Origin of the sequence: Thioalkalivibrio sp. AKL9 (assembly GCF_000377825.1) — a bacterium.
GTDB classification, from domain to species: Bacteria; Pseudomonadota; Gammaproteobacteria; order Ectothiorhodospirales; family Ectothiorhodospiraceae; genus Thioalkalivibrio; species Thioalkalivibrio versutus.
Genome location: NZ_KB905116.1, coordinates 1 through 16,710, shown reverse-complemented (window position 1 = coordinate 16,710; position 16,710 = coordinate 1). Strand labels below are relative to the sequence as shown.

The 16,710-nt window shown below is 68.6% G+C and carries 17 protein-coding genes; 4 read left to right on the top strand and 13 right to left on the bottom strand.

Annotated elements, in window-relative coordinates; genetic code table 11:
- Positions 1 to 7 precede the first annotated feature (7 nt).
- Entirely contained in the window at positions 8 to 430 is a 423-nt protein-coding gene (locus tag D573_RS0111870) for a DNA polymerase III subunit chi (RefSeq protein ID WP_018938788.1), read from the top strand.
- On the opposite strand, the gene D573_RS0111865 is transcribed toward D573_RS0111870, so the two are convergent.
- Genes D573_RS0111865 through leuS form a run of 8 tightly spaced genes read right to left on the bottom strand, consistent with a single transcriptional unit; the run spans position 387 to position 8,111 of the window.
- Positions 387 to 1,040: a nucleoside triphosphate pyrophosphatase gene (locus D573_RS0111865; RefSeq protein ID WP_018938787.1), complete on the bottom strand. Its 654-nt coding sequence runs from the start codon at positions 1,038 to 1,040 to the stop codon at positions 387 to 389. The genes D573_RS0111870 and D573_RS0111865 overlap by 44 nt on opposite strands.
- A 7-nt stretch (positions 1,041 to 1,047) precedes the next feature.
- Positions 1,048 to 1,518: a 23S rRNA (pseudouridine(1915)-N(3))-methyltransferase RlmH gene (rlmH, locus tag D573_RS0111860; RefSeq protein WP_018938786.1), complete on the bottom strand. Its 471-nt coding sequence runs from the start codon at positions 1,516 to 1,518 to the stop codon at positions 1,048 to 1,050.
- Between the two features lie 22 nt (positions 1,519 to 1,540).
- Complete coding sequence (rsfS, locus tag D573_RS0111855) at positions 1,541 to 1,933, bottom strand: ribosome silencing factor (protein WP_018938785.1); 393 nt, start codon at positions 1,931 to 1,933, stop codon at positions 1,541 to 1,543.
- Between the two features lie 8 nt (positions 1,934 to 1,941).
- A complete protein-coding gene (gene nadD, locus D573_RS0111850) occupies positions 1,942 to 2,592 on the bottom strand; it encodes a nicotinate-nucleotide adenylyltransferase (RefSeq protein ID WP_018938784.1) in 651 nt (216 codons plus the stop codon).
- A gap of 45 nt (positions 2,593 to 2,637) precedes the next feature.
- Positions 2,638 to 3,942: a glutamate-5-semialdehyde dehydrogenase gene (locus D573_RS0111845; RefSeq protein WP_018938783.1), complete on the bottom strand. Its 1,305-nt coding sequence runs from the start codon at positions 3,940 to 3,942 to the stop codon at positions 2,638 to 2,640.
- Between the two features lie 4 nt (positions 3,943 to 3,946).
- On the bottom strand, positions 3,947 to 4,984 hold the full coding sequence (holA, locus tag D573_RS0111840) for a DNA polymerase III subunit delta (RefSeq protein ID WP_018938782.1): 1,038 nt from the start codon (positions 4,982 to 4,984) through the stop codon (positions 3,947 to 3,949).
- Positions 4,984 to 5,523, bottom strand: a complete 540-nt coding sequence (gene lptE / locus D573_RS0111835) for an LPS assembly lipoprotein LptE (RefSeq protein ID WP_026287982.1) — start codon at positions 5,521 to 5,523, stop codon at positions 4,984 to 4,986. Before lptE ends, holA begins: the two co-directional genes overlap by 1 nt.
- A complete protein-coding gene (gene leuS / locus D573_RS0111830; protein WP_018938780.1) occupies positions 5,520 to 8,111 on the bottom strand; it encodes a leucine--tRNA ligase in 2,592 nt (863 codons plus the stop codon). Before leuS ends, lptE begins: the two co-directional genes overlap by 4 nt.
- A gap of 221 nt (positions 8,112 to 8,332) precedes the next feature.
- Here leuS and D573_RS0111825 point away from each other — a divergent pair, with 221 nt between their 5' ends.
- Positions 8,333 to 9,187, top strand: coding sequence for a DUF2189 domain-containing protein (locus D573_RS0111825; protein WP_018146427.1), 855 nt, complete (start codon positions 8,333 to 8,335; stop codon positions 9,185 to 9,187).
- Positions 9,188 to 9,304: 117 nt separating this feature from the next.
- On the opposite strand, the gene D573_RS0111820 is transcribed toward D573_RS0111825, so the two are convergent.
- Entirely contained in the window at positions 9,305 to 11,719 is a 2,415-nt protein-coding gene (locus tag D573_RS0111820) for a Lon protease family protein (RefSeq protein ID WP_018938779.1), read from the bottom strand.
- Between the two features lie 197 nt (positions 11,720 to 11,916).
- Between D573_RS0111820 and D573_RS0111815 the strand changes: the two genes are divergently transcribed.
- Positions 11,917 to 12,474, top strand: a complete 558-nt coding sequence (locus D573_RS0111815; protein WP_018938778.1) for a zinc ribbon-containing protein — start codon at positions 11,917 to 11,919, stop codon at positions 12,472 to 12,474.
- A 4-nt stretch (positions 12,475 to 12,478) separates the two neighbouring features.
- On the opposite strand, the gene lnt is transcribed toward D573_RS0111815, so the two are convergent.
- Genes lnt through D573_RS0111795 form a run of 4 tightly spaced genes read right to left on the bottom strand, consistent with a single transcriptional unit; the run spans position 12,479 to position 16,418 of the window.
- Positions 12,479 to 13,969 (bottom strand): apolipoprotein N-acyltransferase, encoded by a 1,491-nt coding sequence (lnt, locus tag D573_RS0111810; protein WP_018168197.1) that lies wholly within the window; start codon positions 13,967 to 13,969, stop codon positions 12,479 to 12,481.
- A 5-nt stretch (positions 13,970 to 13,974) separates the two neighbouring features.
- Positions 13,975 to 14,907, bottom strand: coding sequence for an HlyC/CorC family transporter (locus tag D573_RS0111805; protein ID WP_018176983.1), 933 nt, complete (start codon positions 14,905 to 14,907; stop codon positions 13,975 to 13,977).
- Positions 14,900 to 15,415 carry an rRNA maturation RNase YbeY gene (gene ybeY / locus D573_RS0111800; RefSeq protein WP_018938777.1) on the bottom strand — a complete coding sequence of 172 codons (516 nt, stop codon included), beginning with the start codon at positions 15,413 to 15,415 and terminating at the stop codon, positions 14,900 to 14,902. The genes D573_RS0111805 and ybeY overlap by 8 nt, the downstream gene beginning before the upstream one ends.
- A complete protein-coding gene (locus D573_RS0111795) occupies positions 15,405 to 16,418 on the bottom strand; it encodes a PhoH family protein (RefSeq protein ID WP_018938776.1) in 1,014 nt (337 codons plus the stop codon). Before D573_RS0111795 ends, ybeY begins: the two co-directional genes overlap by 11 nt.
- A 100-nt stretch (positions 16,419 to 16,518) precedes the next feature.
- On the opposite strand from D573_RS0111795, the gene D573_RS14995 reads away from it, so the two are divergent.
- Positions 16,519 to 16,710, top strand: a 192-nt coding sequence (locus tag D573_RS14995) for a leucine zipper domain-containing protein (RefSeq protein ID WP_196800925.1), incomplete at its 3' end; no start/stop codon positions are given.

Genomic DNA, 16,710 nt, shown 5'->3' with positions numbered 1-16,710 from the left:
GGCGGGCATGACCCACGTCAGCTTCTACCTGCTCGAGGACCCGGCCCCGGAGGCACGCCTGCGCTTCGTCTGCCGTCTGGCAAAGAAGGCCAGCGGGCAGGGACATCGAGTACATATCCATACCGGCTCGCCGGAGCTGACGCGCACCCTGGATGAATGGTTGTGGACCTTCGAGGACACGGCCTTCCTGCCGCACAGCACCGACGTGCGCGACACGGATGTCCCGGTCTCCCTGCACGAGGCGCATGCGCCGTCGGATCGTTGCGACGTGCTGATCAACCTCGCCCCCGAGGTCCCGGAGTACTGTGGCCGTTTCGAACGGGTCGCCGACATCGTCGGTGGCGACGAGACGGGGCGCGAGGCCGGCCGTAGCCGCTACCGCTTCTTCAAGGAGCGCGGCTACCCGCTGGAACACCACAAGATCCAGTAACGACCGCGGGAGACGCCGATCCGACACGCGGCGGCGGGTCGGGGATCTCGCGCAGCCAGGCCTCCAGCTCGAACAGGGGCAACCCGACCACGTTGCTGTAGGAGCCCTCGATCCACTCGACAAAGGCGGCGCCGCGGCCCTGGATGGCGTAGGCACCGGCCTTGCCGCGCGGCTCGCCGGTCGCCCAGTAGGCCTCGATGTCGGCCGGGCTCAGCTCGCGCAGGCGTACCCGGGTCGTCACGTGACGGGCGCGCATGGCCTCGCCGGGGCGCCACAGGGCCATGCCGGACACAACCCGGTGCTCGCGCCCGGACAGCCGTCCGAGCATGGCGGCGGCGTCGGCGAAATCCGCGGGCTTGCCCAGTGCGCCGGCGTCCACGGCGACCACGGTGTCGGCCGCCAGCACCCACTGGCCGGAGGCCAGGCGATCGCGCGCCGCCTCCGCCTTGGCGCCGGCCAGGCGCTCGACCAGGGCCTCCGGCGTCTCGCCCGGCCGCGCGCTCTCGTCCACGTCCATCGGCGCCACCTCGAAGGCAAGCTGGATCTGTTCCAGCAGTTCCCGCCGACGCGGCGAGGCGGAGGCGAGCAACAGCGGCGGCGTCAGGCTCATGCGGGACTCAGGCGCGGTGATAGGGGTGGTTGTTGAGCAGCGACCAGGCGCGGTAGAGCTGCTCGGCGACCAGCACCCGCACCAGCATGTGCGGGAAGGTCAGCGGCGACAACGACCAGGCCCACTCGGCGCGGGCGCGCACGGCCTCGTCCAGCCCGGCGGCCCCGCCAATCACCAGCGCGACGTCGCGACCGTCCGCTTGCCAGTCCTCCAGGCGCTTCGCCACGCCCTTGGTGTCGACCGCCTTGCCGCGCTCATCCAGCAGGATCACGCGCGCACCCTCGGGGATCGCCTTCAGCAGGATCTCGCCCTCGCGGCGCAGGAGCGTGGTGGTGTCCATCGACTTCGCGCCCGAGGGGCCCGCCAGCGCTTGCAGGTTCAGCTCCAGCTCGCGCGGCAGGCGCCCGGCGTATTCGGCGAAGCCGTCCGCCACCCAGTCGGGCATGCGCTTGCCGATCGCGATCAGGTCCAGGCGCATCGGGCGAGGCCTCGCTCGGCGTTCAGCGCCGCAGGCGCCGGACCCGCTCCAGGCTGGGGTCCTCGGGGGCGGCCTTTTCCGTGTCCGCGGCCTCATCCGCCATCCAGAGCTTCTCCAGGTTGTAGAAGTCGCGGGTCTCCGGGAGCATCACGTGAACGATCACATCGTTCAGGTCCACCAGCACCCACTCCTGGCTCTCCTGACCCTCGACCCCCAACGGCGGGATACCGGCCTGCTTGGCCTCGGTGGCCACCGACTCGGCGGTGGACTGCACGTGACGCCCCGAGGTCCCGGAGGCGATCACCATGAAATCCGTCAGCGTGGTCTTGCCACGCACGTCGATGGTGCGGATGTTCTGTGCCTTCATGTCGTCCAGAGCGGTGGTCACCAGCTCCAGGAGTTGTTCGCTGTTCATTGTGTCGGTCATGTCCCGTGATTGCGGTTCGACCCGGCCCGGTACAGACCGTGGTCCTGGATGTAGCGATTGACGGCCCCGGGGAGCAGGAAGCGCGGGCTGCGCCCGGCCTGCAGCTCGTCCCGGATGGCGGTGGCGGAGATGTCGAGCTGGGTCACCGGCTGGAAGTAGACCAGCCCCCCGGGCGCCTTGCGCAGCGCCGCCGGGTCGTGCGTCGCGGCGTTCCCCAGCCAGCCGCCCAGATCGTGGGAGGCCGGGCTGCCGGGGCGGTGCGAGACCACGATATGCGCCAACTCGAAGATCTGCTGCCAGCGGTTCCACGATGGCAGCCCGGCGAAGGCATCCATGCCCATGATCAGCACCAACGGCGCGTCCGGCCCCAGCTCCTCGCGGAAACTGAGCAGGGTATCCACGGTGTAGGACGGCCCCTGACGATCCAGCTCGCGACGGTCGGCGACGAATCCCGGTACGTCCGCAATCGCCTGCTCCACCATCGCCAGGCGGTCGTCGCTGCCGGTTCCGGGGCTCGCACGATGCGGCGGTACGTGGCAGGGGATGAAGCGCACGCGCTCCAGCCCCAGGTGCTGCTGGATCTCCAGCGCCGGGCGCAGGTGGCCGAAGTGGATCGGGTCAAAGGTGCCGCCGAGGATCCCGATCACGCGGGCTTCGCCCCAGGGAGGCGCTGATTCAATCGCGCGTCTCCCTTAGCCACGTACATGGCCGTCGCCGAACACCACGTACTTGAGCGTGGTCAGCCCGTGCAGGCCCACCGGGCCCCGGGCATGCAGCTTGTCGGTGGAGATGCCGATCTCCGCGCCCAGGCCGTACTCGAAGCCGTCGGCGAAGCGGGTGGAGGCATTCACCATGACCGAGCTGGAGTCCACCGCGCGCAGGAAACGCCGGGCGCGGGTGTAGTCCTCGGTCACGATGCTGTCGGTATGGTGCGAGCCATAGGTATTGATGTGATCGATCGCCATGTCCAGGTCGTCGACCACGCGGATCGCGAGGATCGGCCCCAGGTATTCCGCCACCCAGTCGTCCTCGGTGGCCTCCGCGATGTCGGCCCCGCTATCGGCGAGAATGGCCCGGGTACGCGCGCAGCCGCGCAGGCTCACCTGGTGCTCGCCCAGCGCGGCCGCCAGGCGCGGCAGGAAGGCCTCGGCCTGGTCCGCGTGCACCAGCAGCGTCTCCATGGTGTTGCAGGTCCCGTAGCGCTGGGTCTTCGCGTTCACCGCGACGGCCAGCGCCTTGTCGGCATCCGCACCGCCATCCACGTACACGTGGCAGACGCCGTCCAGGTGCTTGATCACCGGGATCTGCGACTCGTTGCTGACGCGCTCGATCAGGCCCTTGCCGCCGCGCGGGACAATCACGTCCACGTACTGCGGCATGCGCAGCAGCGCGCCGACCGCCGCGCGGTCGGTGGTCGGCACCACCTGCACCGCCTCGCGCGGCAACCCCGCCTGCTCCAGCCCGGCCTGGATGATCGCGGCCAGGGCCTGATTGGAATGCAGTGACTCGGAGCCGCCACGCAGGATCGCCGCATTACCCGACTTCAGGCACAGTGCGGCGGCGTCGATGGTCACGTTCGGCCGCGACTCGTAGATGATCCCGATCACCCCCAGCGGCACGCGCATCTGGCCGACCTGGATACCGCTCGGCTGGTAGGCCATGTCGGAGATCGTGCCCACCGGGTCGGGCAGCCCGGCTACCTGGCGGCAGCCCTCAATCATGGTATCGATGCGCGCGTCGGTCAGCGCCAGGCGATCCAGCATCGCGGCGTCCAGACCGCGCTCGCGCCCGGCCTCCAGGTCGCGGCTGTTGGCCTCATTCAGCTCGGCGCGGCGCGCGGCGATGCCCTCGGCAATGGCATGCAGTGCGGCGTTCTTCGCCCCCGGCTCGGCCTCGGCCATGCGCCGCGAAGCGGCGCGCGCAGCGCGGCCGAGCGCCTCGACCTGGGCGATCACGTCGTCGGCAGGGGATTCGGTGGGGTTCACGGCAGCGTTCATGCAATCAGACTCGTTGGGGATTCAGTGCGGGTTCGGGCCGGGCAAGGGGCCGCCCCGCCATACGGGCCACCAAGTCTAGCAACCCCTGCCGGGCATTGCCGTTTTCCTGACCCTTGATGACCCGATCCACGCGCGCGGCCTCGCCCAGCAGGCCCCGCGCCGCGCTCAGGTCCAGACGCGACATCGCCTGGCGCAGGGCCTTCTGGCCGTCGCCAAAGCTGCCCTGGAACGCCTCGCGGTCGGGCGCACCGGCGGCCTTGCGCTCCATCGCCTGCACCAGCAGCCGGCATTCGCGCGCCAGCGCCCACAGGATCAGCGGCTCGGCCTGGCCCTCGTCCAGCAGCCCCTCCAGCATGCGCAGGGCGTGGCGGACATCACCGCGCAGCGCGGTCGGGGCCAGCGCGAACAGCTCGAAGCGGGCGGAATCCGTGGTGGCCTCCGCCAGCACGGTCTCGTCGATCTCGGTCACGCCGGCCAGCGCCAGCTTCTCGATCTCCTGGCGCGCGGCCAGCAGGTTGCCCTCCACCCGCGCGACCAGCAACGCCAGCGCCGGGTCGGTGATGCGCAGACCGTTCTTCTGTAGCCGCGCACGGATCCAGCTACCCAGCTGGGCCGGCGGCACCGGGCGCGCGTGGATCACCACCGCACGGTTCTCCAGGGCCTTGAACCAGGCCGCCCGCCGCATGTCGCGATCCGGCCGCGGCAACTGCAGCAGCAGAACCAGGTCAGCCTGCGGGTCGCCGGCGTAGGCCTTCAGGTGGTCGCCACCGGTCTTGCCCGGCTTGCCGGTCGCCAGGCGCACGTCCAGCACCGTGCGCTCGGCAAACAGCGACCGGTCGCGGATCGCGGCCTCGAACGGGCCCCAGTCCGATTGCGCGGTCAGGTCCAGCACCGTGCGCTCCAGGAAGCCCTGCTCGCGGGCGGCAGCGCGGATCGCATCGGCCGCCTCGATCGCCTGCAACGGCTCCTCGGCCAGCAACAGGTAGATCGGCGCGAGCCCGCGCGCCAGATCCTGCTCCAGGCGGGCGATATCCAGCGCCATTACGGGGCCGGGTCCTCCGCGGCTTCGCGCAGGCTGCCGTCCGGCTCGATGAGCGCGGCAATCCGGCGCTGCAGCTGGCTGACGATGTCGCGGTCCATCGCCTCGCGCAGGGTGGATTCGCGCTCGCCCCGGCTGAGCACCGCGGTGCCATCGAACAGATAGATGCGCGAGGCGCGCAGTGGCCCCAGGTCGACCGCCTCGCCGTCCACCGGGCGCAGGCGCGCGTCGACCGTGCGCACCAGTTCGTACTCGGACACCCGCGCGGCCTCGGTCACCGACAGCGTGCGGCGCTGATCGTTGACCGAACGGATCTCCAGGATCGCACCCTGACCCTCCGGGCGCTGGCGCACGACGTCCACGCCCGAGGAGCCCAGGGTCACGGCCAGTTCGCGGTACAGCGAGTCGCGCGCATTGATGCCAGTGATCTGCACCGGATTCAGTGTCTCCGGCCACTCGCTACCGCCACGCAGCTGAAAGCCGCAGGCGGCCAGCGCGGCCACCAGGACCAGTACCAGACCCGCGCGCAAAAGGGCGCTCATTGCGGCTTCACCACGAAATTGACCAGACGGCCGGGAACAACAATCACCTTGATCACATCCTGCCCCTCGATATGGCGCTGCACGTTCTCGTCGTTGCGCGCAACGGTCTCGATCGCGTCCTTGTCGGCCCCGGACGGGACCGCGATCTCGGCACGGCGCTTGCCGTTCACCTGCACCGCCAGGGTCTCCTGCGCGGCCTGGCGTGCCGCCTCGTCGACCTGCGGCCATTGCGTGGCGGCCACCAGCTCGTCGTGACCCAGGGTCCGCCACAGCGTTTCGGTCACGTGCGGGATGATCGGGGCCAGCATGCGCACGATGCCCTCCAGCGCCTCCTGGCGCACGGCCGGGGCCCCGGCGGCGTCCTGCGGGAACTTGCCGAGGTCGTTCAGCAGTTCCATGTTCGCGGCCACCGCGGTGTTGAAGGTCTGGCGCCGGCCGATGTCGTCGGTAACCTTGGCGATGGTGTCGTGCAGCTTGCGCCGCAGCTCGCGCCCGGCATCGTCCAGCGCGTCCGTGTCCAGCGCCCCGGGCGACTCGCCGCCCACGTGCTCGTGGACCGCGCGCCACAGGCGCTTGATGAAGCGATGCGCGCCCTCCACGCCGGAGTCGGACCATTCCAGCGACAGGTCCGGCGGGGCCGCGAACATGGTGAACAGCCGCGCGGTATCCGCGCCGAAGCGCTCGATCAGGGCCTGCGGGTCCACGCCGTTGTTCTTCGACTTGGACATCTTCTCCATGCCGCCGATGACCACCGGCTGCCCGTCCTCGCGATGGAGCGCGGTCTTCACCGAGCCGTCCTCGCCGCGCTCCAGCTCGACATCCGCCGGGTTGATCCAGTCCTTCCCGCCGTCAGCACGCTCGCGGAAGAAGGTCGGCGCAATCACCATGCCCTGGGTCAGCAACCGGGTGAACGGCTCGTCGGAGGCCAGCAGGCCCTCGTCGCGCAGCAGCTTGTGGAAGAAGCGCGCGTACAGCAGATGCAGCACCGCGTGCTCGATGCCGCCGACGTATTGATCCACCGGCAGCCAGTGGTCGGCGCGCGCATCCAGCATGGCCGTGTCGTTGTCGGCACAGGCGTAGCGGGCGAAGTACCAGCTGGATTCGAAGAAGGTGTCGAAGGTATCGGTCTCGCGCCGCGCCGGCTTCCCGCATTCCGGGCACGGGGTCTCGAAGAATTCGGGCATGCGCGCCAGCGGCGAGCCGGCCCCGTCGGGGATCACGTCCTCCGGCAAGCGCACCGGCAGGTGTTCTTCCGGCACCGGCACTGCACCGCAGGCGTCGCAGTGGATCACCGGAATCGGACAGCCCCAGTAGCGCTGGCGCGAGATACCCCAGTCGCGCAGGCGGTAGTTGCGCCGGCGCCGGCCGATGCCGGTCTGCTCCAAGTGCTCGGCGATCGCCGCCTTGGCCGCCTCCGATGCCTGGCCGTCGAAATCACCGGAGTTCACCAGCACGCCGGCCTCGGTGAACGCGGCCTGCTGCACATCGACCGTGGCGCCATCCGCCGGAGCGATCACCTGGCGGATCGGCAGGCCATATTTCGTCGCGAACTCGTGGTCGCGCTCGTCATGCGCGGGCACGGCCATCACCGCGCCGGTGCCGTATTCCATCAGCACGAAGTTGGCGAGCCAGACCGGGACATCCTCGCCGGTCAGTGGGTGGCGGGCGGTGAAACCCAGCGCGCGGCCCTTCTTCTCCATCGTGGCCAGGTCCGCCTCGGCCACCCCGCCCTGCGCGCAGTCGGCGACGAACGCGGCCAGCTCGGCGTCCTGCTCCGCCAGCGCCTGCACCCGTGGGTGCTCCGGCGCCAGCGCCATGTAGGAGACGCCGAACAGGGTATCCGGGCGCGTGGTGTAGACGGCCAGCGCCTCGCCACCGTCCACCGCGAACTCGAGCTCCACGCCCTCGGAACGCCCGATCCAGTTGCGCTGCATGGTGCGCACCTGGTCCGGCCAGCCGTCCAGCTCGTCCAGGGCCTCCAGCAGTTCGTCGGCGTAGTCGGTGATGCGCAGGAACCACTGCGGCATCTCGCGGCGCTCGACGACCGCCCCGGAGCGCCAGCCACGGCCCTCGATCACCTGTTCGTTGGCGAGCACGGTCTGATCCACCGGGTCCCAATTCACGGTCGCCTTCTTGCGATAGACCAGGCCTTTCTTCAGCAGGCGCACGAACAGCCACTGTTCCCAGCGGTAGTAATCGGAATCACAGGTGGCGAACTCGCGCGACCAGTCGTAGGCAAACCCCAGGCGCTTGAGCTGGGTGCGCATCTGCTCGATGTTCTGGCGGGTCCAGGCCGCCGGCGGCACGTGGTTCTGCATCGCCGCGTTCTCGGCCGGCAGGCCAAAGGCGTCCCAGCCCATCGGCTGCAGCACGCTGCGCCCCTGCATGCGCTGGAAGCGCGCGATCACGTCGCCGATGGTGTAGTTGCGCACATGCCCCATGTGCAGCTTGCCCGAGGGATACGGGAACATGGACAGGCAGTAGAACGGCTCGCCGGCGGCATCCTCGCGCGCACGGAAGCAGTCGGCCTCCTCCCACTGGCGCTGCACCTGCGCCTCGATCATCTCCGGGGAATACTGCTCCTGCATGTGGCCCACCTGCCCTGTGTGTTCGCGTGAAACAAAGAACTGCGCAGAATACCAGTCGCCCCCACCCCCTCCAAGCGGCTGGGAAACGGCCCGGCCACCCCTCGCCACACGTCTTCGATGTGATATCCGTCACGCAACTCCGGGAACAGTACCCCCACCTGACTGCCACAAGACCTACATTCAAAGAAAGCGGTTGGCAAAACGTTCCAAGGAGGCAGGTTATGAGCGAAGAGAAAGACGTGGTCCCCATGCTCCAGCGCGCCTATCCCGAGGACTTGGGGGAAACGGTCCCCGAACACACGCCGGAGACGGATTCCCCGGCCATCCGCGAGATCGCGACGGAGGACCTGGGCACCTGGCTCGGCAAAGGCTGGCGGGACCTCTGGCAGATGCCAGTGGCCCTGGTGCACGGCCTGGTGATCACCCTGGCCGCGCTGATCCTGCTGGGCCTGTCCTGGAATCAGCCGTGGATGGCCTTCTCGCTTCTGGCCGGCATCCTGCTCCTCGGACCCGTACTCGCCGTCGGTGTGAACTACCTCGCGCTGCAGAAAGAGCGCGGCGAGCCGGGCGGTTCCGGCCTCGGCTGGCTGGGGCCGATGGGTGGCTCGATCTGGGCCTTTGCCGCGCTGCTGGCCATCCTGTTCGTGATCTGGGCCAGCTTTGTGTGGATGTGGATCGCGGTGCTTAACATCGGCGAAATCGCGGTCATGGGGCAGTTGCATCACCTGGTGGGCGCGATGCTCAGCAGCGGCGCCGGCATTATCTCGCTGGTCGGGGTGGTGGTGGCCGCCATTGTGTTCGGCCTCGCGGTATTCGCCCTCAGCCTGGTCACGATCCCGGCCCTGCTGGATCACCGGATACGCGATGATGCCCCGCAAAAGAGCCTGATCGAATCGATCGGGGTCAGCCTGAAGGCCTTCAGCCACAACCCGGGTACGCTGATCCTGTGGGGTCTGATCATCACCGCGCTGTTCATGGTCTCGGTGGCAACCGCGCTGCTGGCGCTGATCGTGATCTTCCCCTGGCTGGGCTTTGCCATGTGGCACGGCTACCGGGATCTGGTCGACGCCCGTTAATCCCCAGCGACGCCCCACGCGATGGGTCCGACCCCGCGTCGGGCCCATGCCAGTCCACCTCGCGCTCCATCTCGGGTCGGCGAACGGAAGCCCCGGGGGACACCAATTGATGCCCCCTCAGGCATCCTCCCCGGAGGGGCCGCCCGGCGTGGCTTCCGCATCGTCATCGCGGGACCCGCGCCGATGGCTCAAACGCGCAAACGCCGCCAGGCGATCGGCGACCACGCGGTTGAAGCTGCCCGCCGGGAACCCCCCCCACGCGCCGCGTTCACCCGCCGTCATCCCGGTCAGGAGCTCGATGGCCTCGTCCACCGTGGCTACGGGGTAGACATGGAATCGTCCCTCCGCGATCGCCTCGCGGACGTCGTGGCGCAGCATCAGGTTCTCGACATTACTCCCCGGCAACAGCACACCGTGACCATCCAGTTCGCCGGCCTCGCGACAGACGTCGAAGAAGCCCTCGATCTTCTCGTTGACCCCACCCACGGCCTGGACCTCGCCATGCTGGTTGAGCGAGCCGGTAACCGCCAGCGACTGGTGCAACGGGATCCGCGCGATCGCCGACAACAACGCGCAGGTCTCGGCCACCGAGGCGGAATCCCCCTCGATGTCGCCATACGACTGCTCGAAGGCCAGGCTGGCGGACAGCGAGAGCTCGGCGTCCTCGGCATAGTGGCTGGCGATGAACCGGGACAGGATCATCACCGCCTTGCTGTGCACCGGGCCACCCAGCTTGGCCTCGCGTTCGATGTCGACCACATGGCCCTTGCCCGAGCGCGCGGTCGCGGTGATCCGGATTGGCCGCCCGAACATCGCGTCGCCCAGCTGCAGCAGCGACAGCCCGTTGACCTGGGCAATCTGCGCCCCACTGGTGGCGATCAGCACCACCCCGCGACGGATCTGCTCCAGGCTGCGGCGCTGTAGCCGCGCACCGCGCTCCTGGCGTTCCCGGATGGCCTGTTCGACATGCCCGGCGCCGACGACGTCCGCGCCGGCCTCCCTCGCCCAGTGATCGGCCTCCAGCAGCAGGTCGCGCAGGGTGCGATCGTGGGCCGACAGCTTGCACTGGTCGCCGGCCAGACGGCTGGCATGCTCGATCACGCGCGCCACCGCCTCGCGGTTCAGCGGCCGTAGTTCGACACGCCGCGCCATCGTGGCCAGCATGCGCGCATACAGCACATGACTGGCGTCGCTGCGGTCCAAGTCGTCCTCGAAGTCGGCCTCGACCTTGAACAACTCAAGGAAGTCCGGATCGAACGCGGACAGCAGGTAGTACAACAGGCGATCACCGATCAGCACCACCTTCGGGGCCACCGGAATGGGATCCGGCTCCAGCCCCACCGCACTCACCAGCCCGAACAGGCGCTCCAGGGACTCGATGCGGATCTCGCCGGAAAACAGGACCCGTTTGAGGCTCTCCCAGGCCAGCGGCTGCGTCAGAACACGCCGGGCATCCACGATCAGGTAACCGCCACTGGCCCGGTGCAGGGCCCCGGCGCGCACCAGCGAGAAATCGGTAACCAGGGCCCCCTCGTGCACCTGGTGCTCGATCAGGCCGGTCAAGTGCTGATGATTCGGCAGGTCCTCGTAGATCACCGGGGCGCCCCGCGTGTCCGCGTGATCCACCAGCAGGTTGATGCGAAACCGGTCCAGCAGCCCCTCGGGCGGGGCATGGCTACGGCCGCCGCGAAACGCCTCCGCGTGTCTCACCACCTCGTCGAGGATCGCCTCCAGATGCTCGACCACCGCCGGCCGGTGCGACCATTTCTCCTTCAGCTCGTGGATCGGGCCGCCCAGGGCCCATTGCAGCATCTCCGCATTCAGGGCCCGAATCTTCTCCTGCAGCTCCTTGCGCAGGCGAGGCACCTGGTGCATGACCTGCTGCAACTTCTCCTGCAGCTCCTCGACCTTCTCGTCGATGCGCCCGCGTTCCTCCTCGGACAGTGCGTCGTATTCCTCCGGCTTGAGGATCTCCCCATCGCGCATCGGCGCGAACGAGAAGGTGTGTGGCGCGCTGATCAGGGCAATGTCGTGCGCCTCGGCCTCTTCCTGCACCTTGCGCGCGCCCTCGGTCTGGGCCTCTTCAGACGCCTCCTTCAGCTCCTGCAGGCGCCGCTGGTATTCCTCGCTCTCGAACGCGGCCGGGATACTGGCATGCAGGTCTTCGATCAGACGGTCCAGGTCCGCCTGAAGGGTCCGGCCCTCGCCGGCCGCTAGACGAACGGCCCGCGGACACTCCGGCTGCCGAAAGTTGAACACGTAGCCCCAGTCCGGCGGGGCAGACTCGTCGGCCGCGCGGCGCTCCAGAAAGCGTCGCACCAGGTCGTGCCGCCCGCTGCCTGCCGGCCCCAGCACGAACAGGTTGAAACCATTGCCACGCATCGACGCACCGAATTCGAGCGCACGCAGCACGCGTTCCTGGCCACAGGGCAACTCGAGCGCCTCCAGCGTCTCGGTGGTCTCGAAATCCAGATGCTCTGGCGGGCACCGCTGATAGACCTGCTCCGCGGTCAGGGATGCGGGTCGCGTCATATCCGTCTCCACTGTTGTTAGCCCCTACCTTGCGGGAGATGCAGCTCAATATGCACCCCCTGATTGCCGGTAACCAACGAAACCCGCTCCCGTGACGCTAGTGCGGCCCGGCCATCGTGCTACCTTGGACGCATTGACCATCCGAAACGTCCCCGAGCGGGACACACAGCCACATATCGATCAGCGAGGAGCAGCGCATGAGCGACAAACCCAGGGATACGGCCCCGGAACACGACCAGGAACGCGAGCACCGGTTGAGCGATGCGTACCACCGCATGCTGAACGAGGTCACCGAGGATCTCGAAAAGCTGGAGGACAAGACCAGCAAGGCGATCACCGAGGCTCTGGAGAACGCCCGCGACCGCGTGCAGAAGGCCAGTGACCTGACCCGCGAAGAGGCTCACGAGGTGATGGACTACCTGCGCCGCGACCTGCAGGATCTGGGCGCCTACCTCGACAACCGCAGTTCCGACTGGCGTGGCTGGCTGCAGATCGATCTGGGTCTGATCGAGGCCAGCATCAAGAACGCCCTGGAACGCATCGCCGACCGCACCCGGGTCGAGATCACCGAACTGACGGCGCGCGCCCAGGTAATGGGCGAGTGGCACACCGGCGAGATCACCGGCCCCGGCGAATTGCTCTGCAAGCAATGCGGCCATCCCGTGCACATGACGAAGGTCGGCCGCATCCCGCCGTGCTCCAACTGCCACAACACGACGTTCCGTCGCGGCCCCGGCGGGACCGAGGCCGAATAACCCGTCAGCGTCGGCGGCGACGGCCGACCGCGGCACCGGCAACCACCAGCACCAGCGCGGCCAGCACGGCCGGCCCCGCCCCGGTGGCGGTTGCCGGCGTCACGCCGTGGCGAGGCTGCAGCGTGCCCGTGACCACCTCGCGGGTGAAGATTCCCGAACGCTCGAGTATCCGGCCATCGGCATCAATCAGGGCCGAGATGCCGGTATTGGTTGCCCGGATCATCGGGCGCCCGGTCTCCACCGCCCGTACCCGGGCAATCTGCAGATGCTGGGCCGGGGCGAGGCTGTCGCCAAACCAGGCGTCGTTGGAGACGTTGACCAGGAACCCGGCCTCTGGCAGCGCGGCGCGGATGTGGCGCGAATATGCCGCTTCGTAGCAGATGCTGACCCCGGCGGTCTGACCGGCCACCCGCATGCGCCCGTCGCCGGTGCCCGGGGAAAGGTCGGACATCGGGATCGCCAGCAACCGGTCCAGCCAGTCGAGCTGGCCGCGCAACGGGATGTACTCGCCGAAGGGGACCAGCTGGCGCTTGTTGTAGCCGGCCCCGGTGGTCACGTTGACCACCGAGTTGTACACATGGCGTCCGGCCGACGCATGGTCGAAGACCCCAGTCACCAGTTCGCTGTCATGCTCCGCCAGCGACTGGGCGAGCTGCCCGAGTGGCTGTTGGACCTCGACATAGAACGCGGGGATCGCGGTCTCCGGCCAGACCACCAGGTCCACCTCACCCGCCTCGCGGGTCAGTTCCTCGTAGACCCCCAGCGAATACTCGATGCCATCGGCATCCCACTTGCGCGCCTGATCGATGTTGCCCTGGACCATGGCCACCGAGATCGTCTCGCCGCCCGGCTCCACCCAGCGCGCGAGCCCCAGCGACAACGAGGCGATCACCAGGGCCCCCACCAGGCCCGCGCCCAGCCAGCGCTGCCGGGTCAGAAACACCAGGACCAGCGCCACGGCCAGCAGGGCCACCACCAGCCCCGCCCCCAGCTCGCCGACCAGTGGCAGCCAGGGCTGCAGCGGCGTGTCGAGCACGGTGTGGCCGAACAGCAGCCAGGGAAAGCCGGAGAACAGCCAGGAACGCGCCAGCTCCATCAGCACCAGGCCACCGGCCAGCGCCAGCAACCCGGCCGGACGCCCCAGTGGCAGGAAGCGCGCCGCCAACCCGGCCAGCAACGCCGGATAGCCCGCCAGGGCCAGTACGAATAGCACGGTAATCAGCGAGGCGACCACCAGCGGCGCCTGCCCGAACACCAACAGGCTATTGAAGATCCAGCTCACCCCCATCCCGAAGAATCCGAGGCCGAAGGCATAGCCCGTCCACGCGGCTCGGCGCGGTCGGGCGCCCGGCAACAGGGCGAACCACACGGCCAGGGCCAACGGGGCGGCCAGGAACCAGCCAACCGGGGCAAAGGCCAGGGTTGCACCCGCCCCGGCCAGCAGGGCAACGAGCCCGGAAGCCCAGGGCGGCAGGCGTTCGACGAGGGTCTGCATGCCGATCAGGGGATGTGGCGGTCGTCCGGCTCCCGGGCCGGACCATCGAACGGCTGCGAGCCTTCACCGGTGGCAGCCTGCATGTCCGGCTCCGGCAGGCGCATCTCCAGCAGGTGCAGGCGCCGGTTGTCAGCGCGCAGGACGCGGAACTGCATACCATCCACGACAATCTGTTCGCCACGACGCGGGACATGCCCGAAATGCGACAGCACCAGGCCCCCGATGGTGTCGAAGTCGTCCTCGCTGTAGGCGGTCTGGAAGTAGGCGTTGAACTCCTCCATCGGGGTCAGCGCCTTGATGGTGTAACGCCCGCCGGGGTGCTGCATGATCTGGGTCAGGTAGTCCTCGACATCGTGCTCGTCCTCGATCTCGCCGACGATCTGCTCCAGAACGTCCTCGATGGTCACTAGGCCGGCCACGCCGCCATACTCGTCCACCACGATCGCCATGTGGTTGCGGCTCAGGCGAAATTCCTTCAGCAACACGTTCAGACGCTTGCTCTCCGGCACGAACACCGCCGGGCGCAGGATTTCCTGCATATCGAAGGCGGCATCGTCCGGCTCGCCAAAGAAGCGCAGCAGGTCCTTGGCGAGCAGGACGCCGACCACCTCGTCGCGGTGATCCCCTACCACCGGCAGGCGCGAATGCGCGGAAGCGACCACGTCCGGGAGGAACTCGGAGAGCCCGGCGTCGCGGCGCACCACTTCCATCTGCGCGCGTGGGATCATGATGTCGCGCACCTGCATGTCCGCGACGTTGAGCACCCCCTCCAGCATGGTCAGGGCCTCGGGATCGACCAGCTCGCGGGCGTGGGCACCGCGCAGGCACTCGATCAGCTCGTGTCGGGTCGCCGGCTCGCGGCGCGGGCGCAGGATCTCGCCGGCGCGGATCAGCCAGCGCCGCCAGATGGGTTGTTCGTCGGGTTCGGGTTCAGGCATCGGGGGCGGTTCCGGCAGGATGCGGCGACAGGACGCGGGCCGGAGGGTCGGCATCGTAGGGGTTGGGATAGCCTAACCCGGCCAGGATCGAGGACTCAATTGCCTCCATCCGCGCGGCCTCGTCCGGCGTCTGGTGATCCATGCCCTGCAGGTGCAACATCCCGTGCACCACCATGTGGTGGTAATGGGCCGCCAGCATCTTGCCCTGTTCCGCCGCCTCGCGCGCCAGCACCGGCACGCACAGGACGATATCACCGAGATAGGCGCTCGCCTCGGGGGGCAAGCCCGGCGGCAGCGCCGGCGCCGGGAATGACAGCACATTGGTCGCGTAGTCGCGTCCCCGGAAGGTGTGATTCAGCGACTGTCCCTCCTCGGCCTCCACCAGGCGCAGAGTGACTGTGGCCGCGCCCGCCCCGCGCCAGGCGGCGCGGGCCGCCCGGTGCAAGGTGGTGGGGCCGGGCAGACCGGCACGCGGAACAGCGTATTGCACCGCGATTTCAAGCGCCATCGGCACCCCGCCCGGAACCGGGCTCAGACTCCCCAGCCGGCTTGCCAGACGCATGGTCGTGGGCCTCGTAGGCCTCGACGATGCGCTGCACCAGCGGGTGGCGCACCACGTCACCGGCCTGGAAACGGGTGATATGCACCCCCTCCACGCCCTGCAGGATCTGCATCGCGTGCTTGAGGCCCGATCCCTGCCCCCGCGGCAGGTCCACCTGGGTGATGTCGCCGTTGACCACCGCAGTGGAGCCGAAGCCGATGCGGGTCAGGAACATCTTCATCTGCTCGAGGGTGGTGTTCTGCGCCTCGTCGAGGATGATGAAGGCCTCGTTCAGGGTGCGCCCGCGCATGTAGGCCAGCGGCGCGACTTCGATCACCTGGCGTTCCATCAAGCGTGCGGTCTGATCGAAGCCCATCAGTTCGTACAGGGCGTCGTACATCGGCCGCAGGTAAGGGTCGATCTTCTGCGCCAGATCGCCGGGCAAAAAGCCCAGGCGCTCGCCGGCCTCCACCGCCGGACGCACGAGCACCAGGCGCTGCACGCGGTCCTGCTCCAGTGCGGCGACCGCGGCGGCCACCGCAAGGTAGGTCTTGCCGGTCCCGGCCGGGCCGATGCCAAAACTGAGATCGTGCCGCGCGATCGCGGACAGGTATTTCGCCTGACGCGGGCCGCGACCCCGGATCACCGCGCGTTTGAGGCGCAACGTGGGATCGTCGCCCGTGCCCTCGGGCTCCGCCAACCCCTCAACATGGGCGGTCTGCAACGCAGTATGCACCTGCTCCAGGCTGACCGGTTCTTCCTGCGCCATCCGGTGCAGGTCGTGGATCAAGGCCCCGGCCGCCTTCACAGCACCGCCCGGCCCGGTGAGATTGAAGCGCGGCCCGCGATTGTGCACGGCCACGCCCAGGCGCGACTCGATCAGGCGCAGGTGGGCATCCAGCGGCCCGGAGATCCGCGCGAGCGTCTCCTGGTCACCAGGCTCCAGGGTGAAATCCAGACGATTGGCCATGAGTCGGTTTCCCTAGGTGTGATCTCTCAATAGGTTGTCCACGGGGCGACTCCGAAGGATGCTGAGTTTGCCGACTTAGCCATTCCAAGGAGGACGCCCCGTGAACCTTCACCAAAATGCCTTGTTTGGACCGCGCGGTCGAGAGCGGATGGTCCGTTGTGTCGTGGATCGAGGCTGGAGCATTCGAGCCACGGCCCGCGCCTGTGACGTGGACCCGAAAGTCGTGCGCCGCTGGGTGCAACGGTTCCAGGAGGCGGGCCCTGCCGGCCTCCTGGATCGTTCTTCCCGGCCT